The organism is Paenibacillus hunanensis (assembly GCF_014645615.1).
Lineage (GTDB): Bacteria > Bacillota > Bacilli > Paenibacillales > Paenibacillaceae > Saccharibacillus > Saccharibacillus hunanensis.
In genome coordinates this window covers 457,867-477,982 of the sequence record NZ_BMMB01000002.1, presented here as the reverse complement: position 1 = coordinate 477,982, position 20,116 = coordinate 457,867, and the positions used below count along the sequence as shown (strand labels likewise).

The following is a 20,116-nucleotide window of genomic DNA, read 5'->3' as shown; positions in this document are numbered from 1 at the left end:
TCAGGAAACGGCTTCGCCAGCGAGTAATTTCTGAATATCCTGTTCAATCTCAGCCGGGTCCAGACGAGAAGGGTACTGCTTCACCACATGACCATCGCGGTCAACGAGGAACTTGGCAAAATTCCACTCGATATCTCCAGTGCGGGAAGGCTCCGGCGCTTCATCGACCAGATAACGATACAGAGGATGCGCATCTTCACCCTTCACATCCACCTTCGCAAATAGCGGGAAGCTCACGCTGTAGTTTACCTGACAGAAATCCTTAATCTCTTCCTCACTACCGGGCTCCTGGCCCATAAACTGGTTGCATGGGAAGCCGAGCACTTCCAGACCTTGCTCTTTATACGTATCATAAAGCTTTTGCAATCCTTCATATTGAGGAGTCAGGCCGCAGCCGCTCGCGGTATTCACAATCAACAATGCTTTTCCTTTGTAATCGGATAATGATTGTTCCTGTTTATCAATCGTCAGAGCTGAGAAATCATGTACTGACATTTTTTAATCTCCTCACTTTCATTTTGCAAAATTATATTTTATCAAACATATTTTAATTATAACCGACCCATTTTAAAAGTCAAACGAAACCTGTGAGTAGATCATACTCTTTCTTAAAGTGGATCGTACTCCTTCTATTGTACTGCGAGACTGGTAGTAAAATCCATTTTACATTTTATTGCGTTAGAGAGAGTAGAGGGACGTGAAAACACGCTTTTTATCCTGTTTTCTGGATATTCATATGTATATAAATTCATTATTATGCGTCTTTATTCTGAATAATGCGCGAAAATCACAAAAAATGTTAATGATATACAGGAATCGGGGTGTTCTGTCCCGAATTGTTAAGGTAAGATAAAAATAGGTTTCAAAATGTGTAATATGGGTTCAAACGTTGTATTCATCTATCTGGGAGGTAGAAACAATGAGAATACTAATATCCGGATTTGAGCCATTTGGCGGACATGCGATCAACCCGACGGAGTACATGCTGGAGGCCATTCAGAATCACTCGTTTGCGGATATTGGAGTTGAACTGCGGACGGTATTATTGCCGGTTCATTATGATGAATGCGTCGATCTGCTCGTGCGCGAGGCAGAGGCTTTTCAGCCGAATGCAATTATTATGTGCGGCCTGGCAGCAGGGCGAACCGCGGTTAGTCTGGAACGTATCGCTGTGAATGTAAAAAGTGTGGAGCTGGATGCTGAAGCGGATAACCGCAATGATCGGCCGAAGGATATGCCGATTCGCGAAGGCGGAGCAGACGGATTACTTTCCACATTGCCGATTCGTAAAATGACAGATCGTTTGCTGGATAATGGGATCCCGGCGGTTGTGTCGAATACGGCGGGCACATTTATTTGTAACAATACGATGTATGGCATGCTGGATTATTTACAAACGAATCGCCTGAACGTGCTTGCTGGATTTGTCCATTTTCCAGCCTCTACGCAAATGGCGGTGCATAAGCCAAGCCTGCCTTCATTACCGATGGATCTGATGACACGTGCATTACAGCTTATTATTCGTACCACTGCCGAGCAGCTTCATCTGGACGCTGAACGACTGGACCCGGCGTCAGCGTAGGAGCAGTAGCAAGGGACGAGTAGGAATATAGGGAATTCGTTACTGGTATGCTCACCGTTCGTAGGAGCATACCGGTTTTTTGTATATTTTCATATCGGATAGATGATTAGCAAAAGGTACATCGCTTTCGATTATGGAAGCAAAAGGAGCAGGATAACGCTGTATATGCAGTCCCTATGCAGCTCGTATCATTTTAACGAACAAGCCATAACTCCAGAAATGATCGAATTCGTGTTAATCCCCTTACAGCAGATTCTTCTCCTGTCGGGCTTCAAGTGCATAAAGTCACGTAAGGCACAAGAGTTGAAGATGAAGGAATGGGTCTTATTCTTTTATTTACAGGCGAATCGGCATAATGTTCTTCAATGGAGACAAATACAGCAGCGAATCGGAATAAAGTAATATTGGCGAAAGAAATAGAAAAGAAGTTGACTTTATTCCGAGTTGTAACTATACTGATTACAACGGTGGTGATACTTATGAAACAGCTTAGCACGCGCTTCTCTATGGCGGTGCATACGTTGTCGCTAATCGAGATGTGTCCGCTGGAATGTACCGGGGACTTTATCGCTGCTAGTGTGAATACGAATCCGGTTGTGATTCGTCGGATTATGGGCATGCTCAAAAAGGCGGGCTTGATCGAGGTGCGCGCAGGCATTGGTGGCGCTTATCTGCTCAAGTCAGCGGATGACATTACCTTGCTCGATATTTACCGAGCGGTGGAGGTTACCGAGGAGAATCGTCTGTTTGGCATTCACGATCATTCCAGTATTGCCTGTCCGGTTGGACGCAATATTGAGCAGGTGCTACAGCAGGAGCTACAAGAAGCACAGCAAGCGATGGAACAACGGCTAGCAAGCACAACCTTGCAGCAGCTGGGCAAGCAATTGGTTCTGTAAGGATCGAGGGTAGATCGACACACTGGCTGTACTTTTAGAGGTAAGCTAGGACGACGTTTAGAAGCTAAGACGATTTTAGAAATGAGAGCTCTCTAGTGGGCTTTTATTTTATACATTCGTTGTAACCACATTGGTTATGACGACAGATACACGATATCATACTATTAGGAGGAAATGACAATGACAATTCTGGTGACAGGTGCAACAGGTCAACTCGGTTCCAAAGTGGTACAGCAGCTGCTGGAGAAAGTCCCTGCAAGTGAGGTTGCGGTAAGTGTGCGTAATCCAGAGAAGGCAGCTCATCTGAAAGAGCTGGGTGTGGATGTACGTCATGGAGATTTTGATAAGCCCGAGACGCTCGATTCGGCATTCGCAGGTGTAGATCGTCTGCTGTTGATCTCGACCGATGGCGATAACGAGACACGTATTCGTCAGCATAGCGATGCGGCGAAGGCTGCTGCTCGTGCAGGCGTAGGCTTTATCGCATACACCAGTGTTGGCAATGCTCAGGAGAGTGGACTTGGACTGGCGCCAGTTCACAAAGCGACTGAGAATGCGATTCTGGAAACTGGCATTCCCTATTCCTTCCTACGCAACAACTGGTATCTGGAAAATGAGCTGTCCAGCATCGGCGCTGCAAATGCTGGCGCACCGTGGGTAACCTCCGCAGGCGATGGCAAAGTAGGCTGGGCAACACGCGATGATTACGCCGCTGCTGCTGTCGCTGTACTGACAGGTGAAGGACATGAGAATACGATCTACGAGCTGTCTGGCCCATTACTAACACAGGAAGAGCTGGCAGCCGCTGTTGGTAAAGTGTTGGGTAAAGATATTACCGTTCAACAGGTAGATGATGAAACCTACGCAGAAATTATGAAGGGTGCTGGCTTGCCAGACTTTTTACTTCCTATTCTGGTCGGTATTCAGCAAGGTATTCGCGAGCATCATCTGGAAGTGGAGCACAGCGACTTCGAGAAGGTGCTGGGTCGTCCGCTGACTCCACTTGAAGAAGGTATTCGTCAGATTCTGGCGTAAGATGAGCCTCGGAATCTACGCTGCTATAAGATAAACAAGGTAATGCATTCATGAAATAAACAAGTTCCTCAGTCATATCGTTGGAAATAGTATCACTAGAGAATTCAAACGCAGAGCTCAAAAATAACAGAGTAAAGAATAACGAAATGAAAAAGCCGTAGCCTCCATCAGGATTTCCTGACAGAGACTGCGGCTTTGCTGTATTTTATAAATTGATCGCTCTTGCAGCTATCGATAGATATTCACAGATCGCTTATACTACACGAGCCGTTATACTGTACGGCGCCGCTCACGAGACAGTCGCATAATCCAGGCGACAATCGCCCAGACGAGACTGACGCCCATGATCGGAAACATGAGCAGGAGTGGAATATCGATCATGGCACCAATCGGATCAGGCTGTGTCAGCCGGAATACCAGCCCCGGCACAGTAGCGACTAGCGCGAGCACAAATAACACCCCCGTACTGATCCACGCACGACGCGAAAAGCGCATCGCGGATAGAATGAGCAGTAGCAGTACGGTTAGCTCCAGTAGCCAGATTAGACGAAACCACGGGTCAGGAAATGCAGTAGACGGGTTAATTAGCCACATCATGATCATTCTCCTTCCGTTGGACTATCGTTCAGGCCGGACATCCATTAATCTTCAAAAGAAATGACAATCTTGCCCTTTGCATGGTGGGTTGCACTGAGACGATGCGCTTCACGCAAGCCTTCCTCAGAGAACGGCAATGTGGTACCTACAATCGCGTTCACCTTACGCTCCTCCATCAGCTTCCCAAATTGCTGAAGCTGCTTGCCATCCGGTTGCAGCCAGATCGACTTGGCGACGACGCGGTGCTGTTCAGCCAGCTTTTCGTCCGGCTGTTCCAAAATCGAGATCAGTCGTCCGCTGCCTTCCTTGAGCACCTTAAAGCTATCGGCTTGAATCTGTCCACCCATGGTGTCGAAGACCAGATCCACATCGGACAGCACATCGACAAAGGACGTTGTTTTGTAATCGATCACTTCATCCGCACCCAGCTCTTTCAGGAATTCGGCATTTTTGCTGCTGGCGGTTGTAATTACATGGGCACCTGCATGTTTCGCAAGTTGAATCGCCAGTGTACCGACACCACCTGCGCCTGCATGGATCAATACCTTTTCGCCTTCCTTGAGCTGTCCATGGTCAAATAGTGCCTGCCATGCGGTCAGTCCGGCAAGTGGTACAGAGGCAGCTTCCTCAAAGCTAATACCTGGAGGCATCGGCGCAAGCAGATGATCGTCAATCGCTGTATATTCGGCATACGTACCAAAGCGAGTTGTATCTGGACGGGCAAATACCTCGTCACCGATCTTCCATTCAGTCACTTCATCGCCGACCTCGGTAATGACGCCTGCTGCATCCCAGCCTATAATGATCGGGAACTCCCAATCCATCATGCCTTTCAGATGCCCTTCACGCAGCTTCCAGTCGATCGGATTGATCGAGGTTGCCTTCAGCTTGATAACGACCTGTTTTGGACCCGGCTTCGGATCAGGAACTTCCTTCATTTGGAGTTGATTCTCATCGCCATATTGTTCGATTACGACTGCTTTCATCGATAATTCCTCCTTCGTAGCGCCAGTGGGCGTTCTCTTATTTCATGTATGAATCGTTCGATGTTACCTATTGTTTGCGGATTCATGCTGTAGCTTGTTCCTGTTAAGTACATACCCATTCTGGTGATGGGACACACAGCAACTTCTTATTTTGATGCTCTAGACGTACTCAGATATAGACTGAAAAACACCAGCTTCTATAGTTGAAAATGTACATATCGTATCCGCGATTCATAGCCGATAAATATAGCATAACGTACTAGCAGGATGGCTTGCAGATGAAGCTGATTGGAGAATATATGGTGGTAGCATGGATGGTTCCCATGGCTTTATCGCAAATGAAATATAGGACGAACACATTGAACATAAATAGTGAATATAATTTGATCGCAAAGGAGCGATTGCATGAATCATTTAATGATAAGTATGTTACGACGACTACGGACGATGGTACGTTTCGTGGATGTACGTTCGTCCCCTAGTCATAATTGTGATCCGGTGATTCTGAATCGGGAGTTGGTGGACGCGAAGCATGAGGAGATGATGGAATCGAAGGTGGAATATGAAGGGGCTATCCAGCAGTCATACAGACAAGAGCATGAGATCACGCCTGTTAATCGAGCAGTCGCTAACAGTCGAGCTACTTTCACAGCATGGACGAAGCCACGTATCGTAGTATGTGTGCTATTAAGCAGTATGCTCTTCCTTGCGGCAGTGCCAGCGGTATCTGCCCAATCGTATCTGGTGCAGTACACGGTATATGAGCCATCCAATGGCACTCCGATCGAGTTAGCAGTTGTGATGCTAAATCCCTCTGTTCCAGCACTGGAGCAGACCAGCACCGATATGCAATATAGTCTGGATTCCACGGATGGGCGTAATGGAGTGTGGAAGGATGCTAGCGATGGCGAAACTCCATTTACACCCTTTCAGGGCTGGCTAACACTGCGATTACGGGATGATCCATCCAGTGCGTTTCGACTTGCTTATATCGATGTGAATGCTCAGGGGAGTGGGACGGTTGTCCAGCAAGGGACGGCTGACGATTCAGGACAAGCAACGAATGGAGCGAATCCAGACAATGGGCTATATACCGCTCAATCGACCGCACCCGGGCAATTGAATATCGCATTAAATAAGGATGCCGTACTACAGCAACTCGATTCTGCGCAGGATCGAATCGTCCCGATTGTAATTCCAGATGGCTATACGACGGTTCGCTGTATGCTCCATGGAGATGTATTACAAGCGCTGTACGATGCGCAGGGTGGGGTTGCGATTCAGTCGGCATGGGGGGATTACGTATTGCCAATCCGCGATATCGATCCAGCAGCATGGTCGAAGCTACCTGGGAATCCAGCATCGTTAAAGGCTGTCAATCTGCAAGTGGAGATCATGCCTGTGGCAAATGAGGTGACCGGTGCAATTCAGCAGGCAGCGGCGAAGACAGGTATTACAGTCATCGGAACGCCAGTGCAATTTGCATTAACAGGTTCAGCTGGACAACAGCCCTCCCAGGCGCTCGATTCAGCGACTCTATTTCCAGGCAGTTCAGGCGAGCAAGGAAGTGCTGGCGACAAGTCTACCCAGTCAGCGAATAACACAAGTGATCCGGGAGCAGTAGGATCGACTCCGGCAACAGGAGTACCCACCGCGGAGAGTACACGTCAGCTTATTCTACATCCTTCCGCTGCTGGTAAGGGAAGTCCGTTCACAACGGCAATCCGCTGGAATCCTGTGCTACAGCAGATCATCCCTGTACCGACGATGCAAAAGACAGCTCGTTCAGGCAACGGCACGATGGCGATCCTACACGGCACTACGCCAGACGGTATCTATGCACTCGTTCAGAATAGTCAGACCTTTTCCGATACGGCGAAGCATTGGAGCCGCAACGATGTGAATGATATGGCATCGCGTCTTATCGTCAATGGAGAGCAGGGACAGTTTTTTCCAGATCGTGAAGTGACAAGAGCGGAATTTGCCGCTATGCTCGTACGGGCGCTTGGACTGGCAGATAAGCAGAGCGACCATTTACCCCGTGATGTGAAGCGTTCCGATTGGTACGCGGGTGTAGTAGGCACAGCGATAAATCATGGGCTGATCGAAGGTTATAACGATGGCAATTTCCGACCGAATCAGCCGATTACACGCGAGGAAGCAGCGATGATTATGAGTCACGCGATGAACTACACAGGCCAATCGACGACATTGACGGATAATGCTGTACAGGCGCAGTTGAATCGCTTTAGCGATCGCAGTGAGGTATCCAACTGGGCGAAAAAGGCAGTTGCAGCGACCGCCCAAAGCTCAATTGTAGGCGGCGATCACGGCCAGTTCGCGCCGCAAAGTCATGTTACTCGCGCTCAGTCGGCAAGTATGATTCGCCGATTGTTGCAGAAGGCGGGCTGGATTAATGGGTAGTGGTAAGTGAATGAAACTTTTGAATAAAAACTTGCTTGCTGCGAGGTAGGGGTTAGACAATTGCAATAGAAGCAGAAGCAGAAGCAGAAGCAGAAGCAGAAGCAGAAGCAGAAGCAGAAGCAGAAGCAGAAGCAGAAGCAGAAGTAGAAGTAGAAAAAAGAAAGCGGCGACAGTAGACACCTGTCACCGCTTTTTCGTATTTATGATGATGAGGTTCAAGTGTGCAAGCCAGTCTTGTATCACACTCAATGAAATGCAGACCGACCCATTCACAATTCACCCATACCCGAACCAACCAACCGCGCCCGATATGCCTCAGGTGTTACCCCAGTCTCTTCCTTGAACATCCGACTGAAATGAGCCGGCTGCTTGAAGCCAGAAATGCGGCTGATTTCGCTAATGGGCAGTTTCTGTTGATATTGCAGCAGTAGCTTCGCCTGATTAATGCGGCGATGATACAGATATTTGAAGATGGTCATGCCTGTCCATGATTTGAATAGTGAAGCCGCATACGAGCGAGACAGATGCAGATGGTCGGCAATCTGCTCCAGCGTAATATCCTCCATATAGTGCTGCTCAATGTAATCGAGAATAGCATGCGCGTATTGCTCTCTTCCTTCCTGCATGAGCGGTGGCTGCTCCTGCTCACAGCAGCTCGCCAGCAATGCCAGCACATCGCATAGCTTCATCATAAAGGTTAGAGGTACTTTGCCATCGTCACCAATCGGCAGCCGGTGAAGCTGCTCCAATAGGGTCTCCAGATCGCTACGTTCCTGCGCACCGAGCGCTAGTCTGCATCCACTGGACTGCTCGAATGGCTCCAGTAACGCATGCAGATGAGCCGGCTGCACATAGCGCTCGACTAACGCAGGATCAAAATGCAGAGTCGAGCGAATATAGGGATAGCCCGGCTGTGGATGTGGACGGTGCAGGGTACGTCCATGCATGAGCAGTACATCGCCGGGACGCAGCTGATAAATCTGCTCGCCCACAATATACGTACAGATTCCTTCATGAAAATAGTAAATCTCATAATGCAAATGTGAATGAAAGCCGTCGGCAGCAATCGACTGAAAGCTCTGATCCTGACGGTACACATAGCTCACAGCATGCTCCATCCGCAGATTGTGCGGCATCGCACGGGCACCTCCCTATGATAACGTTTACAAGGTTGTGTCCATTTTAGCATGTGCGGATGGGGGATGGAGCGATTTGTAACGATTTATATTCGATTTTACATAAAATTAAAACTAGCGTAGATGAGGCGCGACGGTTGGTGAAGCTACAGCATTACCCTGCTGAAAGCCAGCCAAACCTTCCGGTCGATTCCATGCCTGCTGCTGGGCAACTAAGCATAGCTCGGCTGCCTTGAACGCATGCTCCTGTGTCATGGCGGTTTCTGTGCGATCTAGCACATCGCGGATCAATTGCCCGAAGAATGGATAGCCGATTTTACCGGATACGCCAAAGTGATACTCGCCTTCATGATTGACCAGATACACATGATCCTTCGCCGGGTCACGTGCAATATCGATATATTTGCGTAGCTCGATATAGCCATCTGTACCGAGAATGACCATCCGTCCGTCACCCCATGTTCCCAGTCCATTCGGTGTGAACCAGTCCACTCGTACATAGCCCGAGGAGCCGCTCGTGCCTGTCAGTGAAATTTCGCCAAAGTCCTCCAGCTCAGGATACTGCGGCTGATTGAAGTTCGCTACCCGACTATAATTGATCGTCGCATCGTACGAGCCGGTAAATGTCAGAAACTGCTCAATCTGATGACTACCGATATCGCATAGGATACCGCCGTACTGCTCACGTCGGAAAAACCAGTCTGGACGACGATGCGCTGCCAGCAAATGCGGGCCGGTTCCCATCACCTGCACGACCTTGCCAATTGCACCCTGATCGATCAGCTGCCCGGCATAGATCGCACTCTCCACATGCAGTCGTTCGCTATAATAGACCATGTATTTTTTACCCGTCTGCGCGGCTGTGGCACGGGCATCCTCTAGCTGCTGTAGCGTTGTAAATGGGGCTTTATCGGTAAAATAATCCTTGCCCGCCTGCATCACACGCACGCCAAGCGGGCCGCGTTCATTGGTGATAGCCGCCGCTGCAACGAGATGTACCGCATCATCACTCAGCACCGTCTCCAGTGAAGGAGCGAGCTGCGCTTCAGGGTACTTCTGTTGTAAGGCTGTGGCGCGCTCTGATTCTGGATCATAGATCCATTTCAGCGTTCCGCCTGCTTCGACCAGCCCTGCACACATCCCATAAATATGCCCATGATCCAGCGCCACTGCCGCAAATACAAACTCACCCGGCGCACAGACCACCTCTGCCTGATATTGACTTTCCGGTACATAAAACATGCCATCCTTACGCATAGAGACACATCCTTTTCCAGTGTTAAAAGCTCATTTTCTCCTTATGCTATACGGTGATGCATATCCATCATCGGTACAGGTAGCCGTGTCGCTACCATCCCATTCCGATATCACTAACTCCCGTATCGTCCGTCCGTTACTTAAACGTACCGCTCAGATCAGCAGGTACATCCTCCGGTTCGACCGTACTGCCAGGCTTGTACACCGAGTTCTGACGACGCTGCTCTAGCTCGTCGGTAAACTGCTGCTCGTTCAGTGGCAGCTCTACCCAGCCATCCGTCCATGTGGATAGCAGCATCGCATTCGACAGAGTCAGTCCATGAATGCCTTCCGCACCGGGAGATAATAACGGTGTTCCATACCGAATCGCATCGATCCAGTTGCGAATAATGCCGGGATGTCCCGTTTCCTCGCCTTCGACAGGAATGTCACACTGCCAGCATTCTGGACTGCCAAACTTTCCGGTATAACGGCTATTAAACGCTGGCTCGGATTCGCGCAGTCTCCAGAAGGTAAGCTGATCATTTTCGATTACGATTTTGCCGCGGTCGCCTGTCATTTCCAGACGATTGGTTCCCGGCGCCTCGCCTGTCGTCGTAATAAATACGGCACTGGCGCCATTCGCATACTCCGCATAGGCTGTCACATCATCCTCAACCTCAATATCCCGATAACGCCCGAATCGGCAAAAGGCACGGATACGCTCTGGCATCATTCCCGTTGTCCATTGCAGCAGATCGAGCTGGTGCGGGCACTGGTTGATCAGTACACCGCCGCCTTCACCTGCCCATGTGGCACGCCAGCCGCCGGAATCGTAATAGCTTTGCGGACGATACCAGGTTGTAATGATCCAGTTCATACGGCGAATCTCGCCCAGCTCACCGGATTGGATCAGCTCCCGTAGCTTGCGATAGACCGGATTGGTGCGCTGATTGTACATAATCGCGAATACGCTGCTCGGCGCAGCGACAGCAGCATCGTTCATTTGCCGTACTTGCGCGGTGCTTACACCCGCTGGCTTCTCTACCAGCACATGCAGACCATGCTGAAAGGCAATCATCGCTTGTCGTGCATGATCATCATGCGGCGTAGCGAGCAGCACAGCGTCGATCGTACCGGACTGCATCATTTGTTCCGAATCGCTCCAGAATGCGATATTCGGTGATAATTGCTCGGCTGTCCACTGTCGCATCGATTCGCGAATATCACATACAGCGGCAAGCTCTGCACCGGGAATCGCACCGGATAATATCGTTCTGGCATGGGTGCTGCCCATATTACCAATACCGATCACGCCGACACGTACGATTGCAGGAGCAGAGGGAGTGGAAGAAGTAACTGCCAGATCAGGACTCATTATGAATTCGCCTCCAGTTTGGGTGACTGTATAAAGGAACGGAATGTACTGGCAAACTGCTGTAACAACTCTGCACTTGCCCATTGTCCGCTAAAATCCTCAATACCAAGATAACCGTCATAGCCATTTTCCAGTAAAATATTTATAATCGCTTCCCATGGCACAATGCCTTCATGTAGCGGTGCCCACTGGCATTGCCATTGTCCAGCCTGCTGACGCCATGCGGCATTTTTGACATGAACATGGGCTAAATAGGGGCCTAGCAGCTCGATGCCCATGCGATAATTCTCGAATCCTTCGTGCACCATATTGCCGGGATCGTAGAGCACACCCACATGCTGTGGATTCAAGCCATCGACCAGTCGCATAGCCAGTGAAGCGCTCGGTGCAATCGAGCCATGATGTGTTTCGATCAATGCTTTGATACCATAGGTCATCGCCATATCCTGAATGGCGCTCAAGTAACGTACCGCTTCCTGCTGTAATTCATCGATATGGCGTGTGCCATCGTACCAGGGCACACCGACACGCATCATCGAGACCCCGAGCTGCTGCCCGGTGGCAAAGGCTTGCTGTGCCGCATCCAGATCACCGCATTTTAAATACGGCACGAGAGCGATCGGCTGAACCTGATGCTGCTGGGACAACTCGCGTAGCTGGATTAGCTGCTGGGCATCTGCGCCTGGTGTAATCGAGCAGCGATTATGCCGCCAGAAGGAGGGGGCTTCCTCCATAGCATCAGCTGGAATCCCTGCATAGCGCCACTCGATTCCGTCAATGCCTGCGGCATGCGCCGCATAAATGACCTGCTCTGGTGTCAGGTCGGGTGTGCAGACCGTGAATACTGATAATCGAATCATAAGGTTCATCTCCCTGAGTGAACATTTTCGTTGTAAACAAGGGCATTGTAGCACGAGTAGATTGCTTCTGTACGCGTTTACAGTACAACAGGCGAACGACAGATAAGCCGCAGTCCAAATGCCACAACCGCAGATAATTTCAAATTCAGTACTAGTGCTAGTGATCTCCTAGCACGAGGTGAAATGAAAAGTGATTTTTGCGCAGCAAAATATCTTACTGCTTCTAGTGCTAGCGATCTCCTAGCACGGGGTGAAATGAGAAGTGATTTTTGCGCAGCAAAATATCTTACTGCTTCTAGTGCTAGCGATCTCCTAGCACGGGGTGAAATGAGAAGTGATTTTTGCGCAGCAAAATATCATACTTATTTGATCGAACCTGTATGAAGCTGTACAGAGAGGAGTTGCACAGGTTTCCCCTTTACAAACCAACCCTGTGTTGCGGCAACCACCCAAAACGGGTATTAATCGTGGAGACACTGTGCAATGCATCCAAATGGATTCATATACGTATCATTCAAAACAAGGCTGATGCCAGAGGAGGAACTCGATATGACTCAAACCAACATGAAAGCTGTAGGATTAACGCGTTATTTACCGATTGATGATCCAGATAGTCTGCAAGATGTAACCATTTCAATGCCGACGGCAACAGGCTACGATCTGCTGGTTAAGGTTGAAGCGATCTCGGTGAATCCAGTCGATACGAAGCTGCGCGCACCGAAGGATGGGGTTGAATCCGAGCCACGTATTCTCGGCTGGGATGTGGCAGGTGTCATTGAAGCGGTAGGTGAGCAGGTCGAAGGCTTTCAGCCAGGTGATGAGGTGTATTACGCGGGTAGTGTGACGCGTCCTGGCGGCAATAGTGAATACCATCTGGTCGATAGCCGAATTGCTGCCCATAAGCCGTCCAGTCTGGATTTTGCTGCTGCCGCCGCATTGCCGCTCACTGCATTAACGGCATGGGAGGGGATCTATGATCGTCTTGGTGTTGCCCCTGATCGGGAACTGAACACAGGCAAAACGATTCTGATCATCAACGCGGCTGGTGGTGTAGGCTCTATTGCAACACAGATTGCACGTCATGCTGGACTAACCGTGATCGGCACTGCTTCTCGTTCGGAAACAGAGGAGTGGACGCTCGCGCATGGTACAGATCATGTGATTAATCACCGTGAGCCACTATTGCCACAGCTACAGGAGCTGGGGATCGGAGAGGTGAATTATATTTTCTGTCTGAATCAGACCGATGCGCACTGGAAGGGGATGGCGGAGGCGATCGCACCGCAGGGTCGCATCTGCTCGATCGTAGAGACATCGCAGCCTGTCGATCTGGGCTTGCTCAAGGATAAGAGTGCCTCGTTTGCGTGGGAGTTTATGTTCACCCGTGCGAAGTATGAGACACCGGATATGCAGGAGCAGCAGCGCATTTTACAACAGGTTGCGAAGCTGGTAGATGAAGGGGTATTTCATAGCACCGAATCCGAGCGCTTATCCCCGATCAACGCGGACAATCTACGCGAAGCCCATCGTCAGCTTGAAGCCGGGAGTATGATCGGTAAGCTCGTGCTGGAGGGCTGGGAATAAACAAGGCAGCAACACACAACCTATAACGGATGATATTCAATGATCATCCCAGCAACGCTGGATACGATAAATTAGCCATCATGATGATGGATGGAGGCGCAGCAGATGAGCAAAAGTGAGCACCAGCTCAAGGCGGATATTCGACGTCAAGCCGATCAGGCATTTGATCAGGAAATGGATGAGATTAACCGTCAGATGAAGGAGCGTGTGATGATCGCACTTGTCGGTGATGTGAATGCGGGTAAGTCATCCACGATTAACCGCATCATCGGTGATGAAGTAGCTGGAGTCGGCGCAGAGCCAGGCGAAACGACAGAGATCAAGGAATATCCATATCGCGATAAAATTATTCTAATCGATACGCCCGGACTGAACGATGTAAACACGAGCAATTCGGCGCGTACACGGGACTACTATCGGCAGACCGATGTGGTGCTCTTTTTCCTGAATGCGGCAGGTACTGTATTTTCCGAAGCGGAGAAGCGGTCACTGGAAGCGCTGGAGAAGATCAATCAGGATATTATCATCGTGCTGAATAAGATCGATGCTGCTGACGAGATTGACCGATTGGTACGTCGTGTGCGGCAGGAAACAGGCGACCGATATGAGGTCATTCCTGTATCCTCACGTACAGGCGCTAATATCGAGCAGCTCCGCTACAGCATTCTTGATTTGCTCAAAAAAAAAAGTAAGGACATCGTCTTTGCCCGCACGATCAAGGAAAAGTCCTCCATCGCCAACAAGTGGATCATCGGCGCCGCCACCTCAGCAGGAGCGATCGGGGCTGCGCCAATACCTGGCGCGGATATTATCCCGCTGACTGCGATTCAGATCGGTTTGCTGACGCGTCTGGCTACTTTATATGAGCGTCCGATCAGCCGTGAGACGGCAAAGGAGATTGTGATCGCCTCCATTGTAGGAAATCTGGGTAAAACGCTATTCGCTCAGGTGGTCAAGCTATTTCCCGGTGCTGGCTCTGTTGCGGCAGCTGGTGTAGCTGGCTCGGTCACACTGGCACTCGGCTATTCGGTCAAATATGCCTATGAACGCGGCATCGATGTAACGCCAGACAGCATCAGCCGCCTGTACCGCAAATTCCGCAGCAAAACGGACAAGGGCAAGCTGCCCGAATAATTATTGGAATAGAGAAGTAGAGCGAGTAGGTTCAAAAGTAGGTTTAGTCGATTTACAGGAAGGAATGGAGTGGATTGAGAGCATTACAGCGTGCTAAAGGACATGTCACCCGCTGGTTGCAGGAGCGACATTATACAGAAGGTACTGTTATACATGGACGCTACCGAATTAGCGGCGTACTGGGCAGTGGAAGCTATGGGGTTGCGTATGCTTGCGAGGATCGGAGCGATAACGACCGTCTGGTTGTACTGAAACGAGTGCATCCACTACGTGGCGGAGAGCAGCGTGCGCGCCTGATCTATGAGCGCGAATGCAAAACGATGCGAGAGCTGAACCATCCACAGATTCCTGCTTTGCTCGATCAGTTCCAGCATCGTGGACAGCTCTGCCTTGTGATGCAATATATGGAGGGACGTAGCATCGGCGAGCTATTGTTTGAGCAGGAAGCGACTTTTACCGAGCTTCAGTCCATCCAGTTGATGCTGGAGCTATTGAAGCTTATCGAGCTCATGCATAGCAAAGGCATGGTACATCGCGATATTAGCCTATCCAATGTATTACTGCATCAAGGACAGGTACAGCTTATCGACTTTGGGCTGACATGGCATCAAAATGAACCGCGAGAAGTCGTACAGCAGTTAGATGAATTGGTGAGCGGCGACGAGCAGGAGAAGATCATTCGTCGCTCGCTCAGTGTCAGTAGTGACTTTTACGGCATGGGGCATTTGTTGCTCTATTTGTTATATAGTAGCTATGACGAATCACAAGCCAGACTGAACCAGCCGCACGGATCGGCATTCAATAGCAAGCCACAGCCCCTCTCGATATCGGGGCATACCGACGAGCCGACTTGCGCTCCGGGCTGGGAAAGTGAGCTCAAGCTCCACCCGGCTACGCGTAGCATGCTGCGCCGAATGCTTCAGGCTGACCAGCCCTACACCGATACAGCTGAGGTCAGACAGGCATTGGAGTATATCGCTCATTCCATACCACTCACTTATTAATCCACAGCTTCAATTCAATCTCTCATTCAAGCTTCCAATCAAATTATCATTCAAGTTCCTATCCCAAGAAAAACAGCCGCTATCTCCTATGAGAAGCGGCTATTTATTATTGTAATGATCTATAAAGTGTCATGATGATTGTAAATGAATCTCGAAAATGACTATATCTATATTTACACAGTTCGTTGTAATCCGAAGTATGCTCTGCTATGGCATACTGACCGACCGTCCGACCACCTATCAGCTACTGCTATAGGAGCTCTTTTTACGATGATGCTTATAATGCCCATGTCCATACTGGTTATGAGAATACCCTTTATGTCCACGATAACGATCACTGCTGCTATACGAACGATGACGATGCTGTCCATGCGACTTCGATTTCATAACCTGCTTAATGATACTTTTAATCAAACCCATAATAAGTAGCCTCCTTAGCTAATCTTATGTGTATATACGACGTATCTATCACATGGTTCCTTAAAATTTGAACAATCGCTAAAAAAGCGAATCTTTTCTCCATTTATAAAAAATTTAACTAATTTACTAAAAATAATGATTCAATTGTCGAAATTTGTGATATATAATCACGAAGTACTATTAAATAGTGTGTAATAAGACCTATAAATAACACAAAAAGTCCTATTTGGTATCGTAGACTCATTTGTCTGTGCTACCAATTATGTGATAGAGGGTCAACTGATCACACCATGCAGACCACCTGATTGTCCAAATCAGATGAAATAGTAACGGATAACACACATTTTCAAAAATAGGGAGACAACACATTCATGAATCGACTTAAACAATGGTCCGGTAGCCTTTTTGCTCGCATCCTCGGTATCGCTGCGGTATGTATTATCGTGCCGATGCTCATTGCGATGGGAATTGTAGGCTATAATGTCAGTCAGTCATACGAGCAATCCACGATGCAATCACTTAACAGTATCGTATCGGAAAAGGTCAAAGAACTAAGTATTATTACCGAGGGACAGCAATCGGCAGCAGACGCGATGGTAGAAGATCCATATATCATGGATTATTTTGAGAAGCTTAATGCAAGTGGAACGACAGATCAGGCGGAATACGCTCGCATTGAAGACAATATTACAGAGAAAATGAAGGAAGCCAACGGACTGTATGAGAACATTTTCTTTACGCATGCCGGTAAAATCTATATGGATGCGATCGGTGGCAAATCGCTCACTCATGTATTGAAGGCAGATACCGATCCGTGGTATCCGGGTGTACAGCAGAAGCCAGGCCCATTCGTTAGCGATATTATGACTTCCCCTGTAAGTGGAGAAGCGGTTATCGTCGTGGGTGATGTCATCGGAGGCGATGAGGCAGCAGCAAGCGCGAAAGCTGGTGGCGATCCAGATATCTATGGCTTGCCGCTTAATGTGAATAATCTGCTTCAGGATGTTGTACAGCATAAAAGTAATGCGTTACTGAACACGGTAGTTCTGAATCGCTCTGGCGAGGTGGTCGCTTCATCCAACAAAGCACAGATTATGAAAGTGAATTTTGCCCAGCTGAATAGCGAAGGTCTGTACCAGCAAATGCAAAATGCAAATTCGGGTAACGGCTTTGTAACACTGGACGGCGTCCGGTATATGGCTTCTTTTGAAAAAGATAGCGTGCTGGGATTAAATGTCGTGACGATGCAGCCAGTTAGCGTGTATATGGATCGGGTACAGAGCATGGTAGGCTTGATGCTCCTGATTACTGTAATCAGCTTGATCGTAGCGCTGATCGTACTGTTCCTGATCGTGCGCAGTATTATTCGTCCGGTACGTCTGGCTTCTACACAGCTGGAGCAGATGTCACAGGGCGATTATTCTGGCGAACTGCCAGAGAAATATCAGCGCATGAATGGTGAGACAGGACAGCTGATTCGTACACTGGTGAAGATGCAGGGGACAACGCGTGGCATGATTCATCAAGTGGCAGAAGAAGTGAAAACCTTGCGTTCGATCAACAATCGTACGACAGAAGCCTTCCGCGAGACCGCAGGACGAATCGAAAATGTATCGGCAACAACGCAAAATATGTCCGCAGGTATGGAGCAGACCGCGGCATCCACGCAGGAGATCAGCGCATCGACGCGCGAATTCGAGACGGCGATTGATACGATTGCGAATGGTGCGCAGCAAGGTGCAGAGCATGCGGCAGCAATCAACGATCGTGCCAACAACTTGAAGCAGCGCCTGGAGGATTCAATTGCGTTAACTGGTAAAGTCTATTACGAGATCAAGGGTGGTCTGGATCAAGCGCTGGAGCAATCACGCTCGGTAGAGATGATCAAGTCGCTCAGTGACTCGATTTTGCAAATTACGAAGCAGACGAATCTGCTTGCACTCAATGCTTCGATTGAGGCAGCGCGTGCAGGTGAAGCAGGTAAAGGCTTCTCTGTCGTTGCCAGCGAGATTCGTGTGCTGGCAGATGCTTCGCGCGAGACAGTGAACCAGATTCAAGGCATCACAAGCGAGGTTGTCGAATCAGTGAGCAGCTTGCAGGATTATAGCGCACGTCTGATGGGCTTGTTAACAGGCGAAGTTGCTGCTGACTATCAGATGATGAGAGAAACCAGCGATAACTATATCAACGATGCAGGCGATATCGATAAAATGGTGAGCGAATTCAGCGCAACGAGCCAGCAGCTTAGTGCATCGGTGCAAAATCTATCGCAGGCGATTCACGAGATTGCCCTTTCTAATAACGAGTCTGCCGACAATACAGAAGAGATTGCGGAGGAAGCACAGCGTATTATGGATCGTGCAACTGAGGTAACCGATGAAGTTCGTAAGACGAGCGATAGTGCTGAGCGTCTGAGTGCACTCGTTAGTCAATTTAAATTTTAAAACGAGCAGCACGTAGCTGCTCGTGTCTCCATCGATATTCAAAAGGGACGCTGCATTTCCATATCAAAGCGATCGATATTAATGAGGGTGGCGAATGGAGGTTCCTGACCAGTGTTCCAGCAACGGCCCCTGCTCGCCGAACACCGGATCGGTATCAGGTACAGGGACATGAGGAATCTCCTTGAGTGCCTGCTCATGCTCACCGGGCGCGCCTGTGCGTACATTGTAGGACATCCCCTGCGGATACGCGCCAACGATGCGAAAGTCTGAACTCGCGTCCAGACGACGATGTCCGGTGCCAGCAGGGAGCACGACTACATCGCCTGCGCGCAGCGTTACCGTCTCGCCCTGCTCACCGCCAAGACGTAGAGTGACTTCACCGCTAATCACGCCAAGCACCTCATGTGCATTGCTATGATAGTGATGGTAGTCAAATACACCGTTCGTCCAGCTATTCAGCCAGCCGTTGCGGTTGAATACATCCTCCATCGCATCCGGTGAGGCAGGAAAAGCGCCACTATAGATGACGACAGGTAATGTAGGATGATTCGGAATCGTACCGTCATCCGTGAAGAGTCGGGTATGGATCGAGCAGGATGGTGATGGTTTCATCATAGTTCCTCCTTGTATTTGGCTTTAGTGTCGTTATGTATACGATAACCCGTGTCGCACAAGTGAATCAGAAGATGCAGATCGAGTAGTACATCGAAGGACAGCCTTTTACAGGCTGTCCTTTTGTTGTTTGGCCTGTGCGCGTAGCAGTCGATTCACCGTTTCGCGGCGTAAGCCGATCAATTGTCCAATTTCATCCTGTGTTAATAGATCAGTAATCGGAATATCGTGCAGATAGCTGGCAAACCAGTGCTGGAGCTGCTCCAGCTTATCGGTGGGTGTGGTGCGTGTTAATTGATCGATCCGCTGCTGCATCATCCGGAGCTTATCCTGTAGCAATGCGGCAATCTCCCGGTACTGTGCAGGCTGTTCATTTAGCTGGCGATACCAGCCAGCAGCATGCACAACCTCAACCTCACAGTCCGTTAGCGCGATCGCTGTACCATGATAGCTCATCGGGCTAATGAGTGAATGATGTGGAATCATCTCACCCGGTACAATGATATTAAATAGAAATAGACTGCCATCCTCATGCAAGCGAACGATTTTGAACAGGCCGCTTTTGATCCGATATAATGGGCCATCCTCGCCCTGTCGGAACAGAATATCTCCCTTATGTAAATGCACGATGTATACCCTCCATTCTGTTAGCATCATAACACCAATATAACATGCCTGAATACCGCTACAAATCAGCATAAAAACAATTTTCCCAATGCACAAAATAATGATGGACACTGGCTGTAGGCGAGCGTATACTGATTTCAATCTAATTAGTAAAGGTG

Annotated in this window: 18 protein-coding genes; 8 read left to right on the top strand and 10 right to left on the bottom strand. The window is 49.1% G+C overall.

Annotated elements, in window-relative coordinates; genetic code table 11:
* A complete protein-coding gene (locus tag IEX62_RS05490; RefSeq protein ID WP_188774403.1) occupies nucleotides 1–495 on the bottom strand; it encodes a glutathione peroxidase in 495 nt (164 codons plus the stop codon).
* A 424-nt stretch (nucleotides 496–919) separates the two neighbouring features.
* On the opposite strand from IEX62_RS05490, the gene IEX62_RS05485 reads away from it, so the two are divergent.
* The 3 genes from IEX62_RS05485 to IEX62_RS05475 all read left to right on the top strand — a co-directional run bounded on the left by IEX62_RS05485 (nucleotide 920) and on the right by IEX62_RS05475 (nucleotide 3,516).
* Nucleotides 920–1,582 (top strand): pyroglutamyl-peptidase I, encoded by a 663-nt coding sequence (locus IEX62_RS05485; protein ID WP_188774402.1) that lies wholly within the window; start codon nucleotides 920–922, stop codon nucleotides 1,580–1,582.
* Between the two features lie 479 nt (nucleotides 1,583–2,061).
* Complete coding sequence (locus IEX62_RS05480) at nucleotides 2,062–2,481, top strand: Rrf2 family transcriptional regulator (RefSeq protein ID WP_188774401.1); 420 nt, start codon at nucleotides 2,062–2,064, stop codon at nucleotides 2,479–2,481.
* A 180-nt stretch (nucleotides 2,482–2,661) separates the two neighbouring features.
* Nucleotides 2,662–3,516, top strand: a complete 855-nt coding sequence (locus tag IEX62_RS05475; RefSeq protein WP_188774400.1) for an SDR family oxidoreductase — start codon at nucleotides 2,662–2,664, stop codon at nucleotides 3,514–3,516.
* Nucleotides 3,517–3,786: 270 nt separating this feature from the next.
* On the opposite strand, the gene IEX62_RS05470 is transcribed toward IEX62_RS05475, so the two are convergent.
* The gene (locus tag IEX62_RS05470) at nucleotides 3,787–4,113 is read right to left on the bottom strand and encodes a hypothetical protein (RefSeq protein ID WP_188774399.1); all 327 of its coding nucleotides are present in this window, start codon (nucleotides 4,111–4,113) and stop codon (nucleotides 3,787–3,789) included.
* Nucleotides 4,114–4,157: 44 nt separating this feature from the next.
* The gene (locus IEX62_RS05465; protein WP_188774398.1) at nucleotides 4,158–5,099 is read right to left on the bottom strand and encodes an NADP-dependent oxidoreductase; all 942 of its coding nucleotides are present in this window, start codon (nucleotides 5,097–5,099) and stop codon (nucleotides 4,158–4,160) included.
* A gap of 405 nt (nucleotides 5,100–5,504) precedes the next feature.
* On the opposite strand from IEX62_RS05465, the gene IEX62_RS05460 reads away from it, so the two are divergent.
* Nucleotides 5,505–7,523 carry an S-layer homology domain-containing protein gene (locus IEX62_RS05460; RefSeq protein WP_188774397.1) on the top strand — a complete coding sequence of 673 codons (2,019 nt, stop codon included), beginning with the start codon at nucleotides 5,505–5,507 and terminating at the stop codon, nucleotides 7,521–7,523.
* A gap of 269 nt (nucleotides 7,524–7,792) precedes the next feature.
* Here IEX62_RS05460 and IEX62_RS05455 read toward each other — a convergent pair whose 3' ends face one another.
* The 4 genes from IEX62_RS05455 to IEX62_RS05440 form a co-directional block, all read right to left on the bottom strand.
* Entirely contained in the window at nucleotides 7,793–8,659 is an 867-nt protein-coding gene (locus IEX62_RS05455) for a helix-turn-helix transcriptional regulator (protein ID WP_188774396.1), read from the bottom strand.
* A gap of 114 nt (nucleotides 8,660–8,773) precedes the next feature.
* The gene (locus IEX62_RS05450; RefSeq protein ID WP_188774395.1) at nucleotides 8,774–9,916 is read right to left on the bottom strand and encodes a Gfo/Idh/MocA family protein; all 1,143 of its coding nucleotides are present in this window, start codon (nucleotides 9,914–9,916) and stop codon (nucleotides 8,774–8,776) included.
* Nucleotides 9,917–10,052: 136 nt separating this feature from the next.
* Nucleotides 10,053–11,273 (bottom strand): Gfo/Idh/MocA family protein, encoded by a 1,221-nt coding sequence (locus tag IEX62_RS05445; RefSeq protein ID WP_188774394.1) that lies wholly within the window; start codon nucleotides 11,271–11,273, stop codon nucleotides 10,053–10,055.
* A complete protein-coding gene (locus tag IEX62_RS05440; protein WP_308422629.1) occupies nucleotides 11,273–12,133 on the bottom strand; it encodes a sugar phosphate isomerase/epimerase family protein in 861 nt (286 codons plus the stop codon). The genes IEX62_RS05445 and IEX62_RS05440 overlap by 1 nt, the downstream gene beginning before the upstream one ends.
* A 549-nt stretch (nucleotides 12,134–12,682) precedes the next feature.
* Here IEX62_RS05440 and IEX62_RS05435 point away from each other — a divergent pair.
* From IEX62_RS05435 to IEX62_RS05425, 3 genes are all read left to right on the top strand, one after another.
* Nucleotides 12,683–13,717 carry a zinc-binding alcohol dehydrogenase family protein gene (locus tag IEX62_RS05435; protein ID WP_188774393.1) on the top strand — a complete coding sequence of 345 codons (1,035 nt, stop codon included), beginning with the start codon at nucleotides 12,683–12,685 and terminating at the stop codon, nucleotides 13,715–13,717.
* Nucleotides 13,718–13,822: 105 nt separating this feature from the next.
* A complete protein-coding gene (locus IEX62_RS05430) occupies nucleotides 13,823–14,851 on the top strand; it encodes a GTPase (protein ID WP_188774392.1) in 1,029 nt (342 codons plus the stop codon).
* A gap of 74 nt (nucleotides 14,852–14,925) precedes the next feature.
* Nucleotides 14,926–15,855 (top strand): serine/threonine protein kinase, encoded by a 930-nt coding sequence (locus IEX62_RS05425; RefSeq protein ID WP_188774391.1) that lies wholly within the window; start codon nucleotides 14,926–14,928, stop codon nucleotides 15,853–15,855.
* Nucleotides 15,856–16,095: 240 nt separating this feature from the next.
* Here the strand turns inward: IEX62_RS05425 and IEX62_RS05420 are convergent, their stop codons facing one another.
* Entirely contained in the window at nucleotides 16,096–16,275 is a 180-nt protein-coding gene (locus tag IEX62_RS05420; protein ID WP_188774621.1) for a hypothetical protein, read from the bottom strand.
* Between the two features lie 371 nt (nucleotides 16,276–16,646).
* On the opposite strand from IEX62_RS05420, the gene IEX62_RS05415 reads away from it, so the two are divergent.
* Nucleotides 16,647–18,719, top strand: a complete 2,073-nt coding sequence (locus tag IEX62_RS05415) for a methyl-accepting chemotaxis protein (protein ID WP_188774390.1) — start codon at nucleotides 16,647–16,649, stop codon at nucleotides 18,717–18,719.
* A 78-nt stretch (nucleotides 18,720–18,797) separates the two neighbouring features.
* Here IEX62_RS05415 and IEX62_RS05410 read toward each other — a convergent pair whose 3' ends face one another.
* Nucleotides 18,798–19,334: a cupin domain-containing protein gene (locus IEX62_RS05410; protein ID WP_229685625.1), complete on the bottom strand. Its 537-nt coding sequence runs from the start codon at nucleotides 19,332–19,334 to the stop codon at nucleotides 18,798–18,800.
* Between the two features lie 105 nt (nucleotides 19,335–19,439).
* Complete coding sequence (locus IEX62_RS05405; RefSeq protein WP_188774389.1) at nucleotides 19,440–19,958, bottom strand: Crp/Fnr family transcriptional regulator; 519 nt, start codon at nucleotides 19,956–19,958, stop codon at nucleotides 19,440–19,442.
* Nucleotides 19,959–20,116 lie beyond the last annotated feature (158 nt).

What these genes read in the sequence shown, in the direction of transcription:
- IEX62_RS05490 (WP_188774403.1), bottom strand. Translation starts at nt 495, where the DNA reads ATGTCAGTACATGATTTCTCAGCTCTGACGATTGATAAACAGGAACAA.
- IEX62_RS05485 (WP_188774402.1), top strand. Translation starts at nt 920, where the DNA reads ATGAGAATACTAATATCCGGATTTGAGCCATTTGGCGGACATGCGATC.
- IEX62_RS05480 (WP_188774401.1), top strand. Translation starts at nt 2,062, where the DNA reads ATGAAACAGCTTAGCACGCGCTTCTCTATGGCGGTGCATACGTTGTCG.
- IEX62_RS05475 (WP_188774400.1), top strand. Translation starts at nt 2,662, where the DNA reads ATGACAATTCTGGTGACAGGTGCAACAGGTCAACTCGGTTCCAAAGTG.
- IEX62_RS05470 (WP_188774399.1), bottom strand. Translation starts at nt 4,113, where the DNA reads ATGATGTGGCTAATTAACCCGTCTACTGCATTTCCTGACCCGTGGTTT.
- IEX62_RS05465 (WP_188774398.1), bottom strand. Translation starts at nt 5,099, where the DNA reads ATGAAAGCAGTCGTAATCGAACAATATGGCGATGAGAATCAACTCCAA.
- IEX62_RS05460 (WP_188774397.1), top strand. Translation starts at nt 5,505, where the DNA reads ATGAATCATTTAATGATAAGTATGTTACGACGACTACGGACGATGGTA.
- IEX62_RS05455 (WP_188774396.1), bottom strand. Translation starts at nt 8,659, where the DNA reads ATGCCGCACAATCTGCGGATGGAGCATGCTGTGAGCTATGTGTACCGT.
- IEX62_RS05450 (WP_188774395.1), bottom strand. Translation starts at nt 9,916, where the DNA reads ATGCGTAAGGATGGCATGTTTTATGTACCGGAAAGTCAATATCAGGCA.
- IEX62_RS05445 (WP_188774394.1), bottom strand. Translation starts at nt 11,273, where the DNA reads ATGAGTCCTGATCTGGCAGTTACTTCTTCCACTCCCTCTGCTCCTGCA.
- IEX62_RS05440 (WP_308422629.1), bottom strand. Translation starts at nt 12,133, where the DNA reads ATGATTCGATTATCAGTATTCACGGTCTGCACACCCGACCTGACACCA.
- IEX62_RS05435 (WP_188774393.1), top strand. Translation starts at nt 12,683, where the DNA reads ATGACTCAAACCAACATGAAAGCTGTAGGATTAACGCGTTATTTACCG.
- IEX62_RS05430 (WP_188774392.1), top strand. Translation starts at nt 13,823, where the DNA reads ATGAGCAAAAGTGAGCACCAGCTCAAGGCGGATATTCGACGTCAAGCC.
- IEX62_RS05420 (WP_188774621.1), bottom strand. Translation starts at nt 16,275, where the DNA reads ATGGGTTTGATTAAAAGTATCATTAAGCAGGTTATGAAATCGAAGTCG.
- IEX62_RS05415 (WP_188774390.1), top strand. Translation starts at nt 16,647, where the DNA reads ATGAATCGACTTAAACAATGGTCCGGTAGCCTTTTTGCTCGCATCCTC.
- IEX62_RS05410 (WP_229685625.1), bottom strand. Translation starts at nt 19,334, where the DNA reads ATGATGAAACCATCACCATCCTGCTCGATCCATACCCGACTCTTCACG.